The 1,397-nt window shown below is 48.8% G+C and carries 1 other annotated feature (running past both ends of the window).

The features are described 5' to 3' along the window. Window positions 1-1,397, reverse strand: a sequence feature (most likely nonfunctional fraction of RNA operon) (it extends past both window edges: 1,780 nt to the left, 1,306 nt to the right).

Raw genomic sequence — 1,397 nt, forward strand, 5'->3', positions numbered from 1 at the left:
ACTCAATTCCACAGCTTCGGTAGTGTGTTTCAGCCCCGGACATTTTCGGCGCAGGACCTCTCGACTAGTGAGCTATTACGCACTCTTTGAATGTATGGCTGCTTCTGAGCCAACATCCTAGTTGTCTTCGAAATCCCACATCCTTTTCCACTTAACACACATTTTGGGACCTTAGCTGGTGGTCTGGGCTCTTTCCCTTTCGACTATCCAACTTATCTCGTATAGTCTGACTCCCATACATCATCTACGCGGCATTCGGAGTTTGATATTCTTCGGTAAGCTTTGACGCCCCCTAGGAAATTCAGTGCTCTACCTCCGCAAGACTCGTATGAGGCTAGCCCTAAAGCTATTTCGAGGAGAACCAGCTATCTCCGGGTTCGATTGGAATTTCTCCCCTATCCACACCTCATCCCCACCCTTTTCAACGGATGTGGGTTCGGTCCTCCATTGCCTTTTACGGCAACTTCAACCTGGACATGGATAGATCACCCGGTTTCGGGTCTACTCTGACTGACTTCACGCCCTATTCAGACTTGGTTTCCCTTCGGCTCCAGACCTTCAGTCCTTAACCTCGCCAGCCAGCGTAACTCGCCGGACCGTTCTACAAAAAGTACGCGGTTCATCATATAAAGATGTTCCACAGCTTGTAAACATATGGTTTCAGGTTCTCTTTCACTCCCCTCCCGGGGTCCTTTTCACCTTTCCTTCACAGTACTATGCGCTATCGGTCACTAAGGAGTATTTAGCCTTACGGGGTGGTCCCCGCTCATTCCCACAAGGTTTCTCGTGTCTCGTGGTACTCTGGATCCTGCCGTGCTCGCTCGCCTTTCATGTACGGGGCTTTCACCCTCTCTGGCTGGCTTTCCCAAAACCATTCTACTAGGCTTACTCATCACTTACGCAGTCCGAACCCCGGAATGCACGCATCCCGGTTTGGGCTCTTCCGCTTTCGCTCGCCGCTACTCACAGAATCGATGTTTCTTTCTCTTCCTCCGGCTACTTAGATGTTTCAGTTCACCGGGTTCCCTTCTTAACGTTATGTATTGGCGTTAAGATGACGGAGGTTTGCTCCGCCGGGTTTCCCCATTCAGATATCTCCGGATCATTGGATATTTGCTCCTCCCCGAAGCTTTTCGCAGCTTATCACGTCTTTCATCGGCTCTTAGTGCCAAGGCATCCACCATACGCTCTTTCTAGCATAACCAACTTGCTTCGTCCACGGGTATGGACTCCGCTACACATATCTAGCGTGATATGCGTTGGCAATAGTTTGTTGTTTTTATTCGTTTTCTCGAATCAGTTCTCATTTCTGCTCTTGCAAGCTTCCATGATCACCTCGGATGTCTTGATATTTTTCTTATCATTTCATTTCTGTATGCGATTTTCAAGGTACATAT

Source organism: Coprococcus sp. HPP0074 (genome assembly GCF_964238105.1).
Classification (GTDB): Bacteria; Bacillota; Clostridia; order Lachnospirales; family Lachnospiraceae; genus Faecalimonas; species Faecalimonas umbilicata.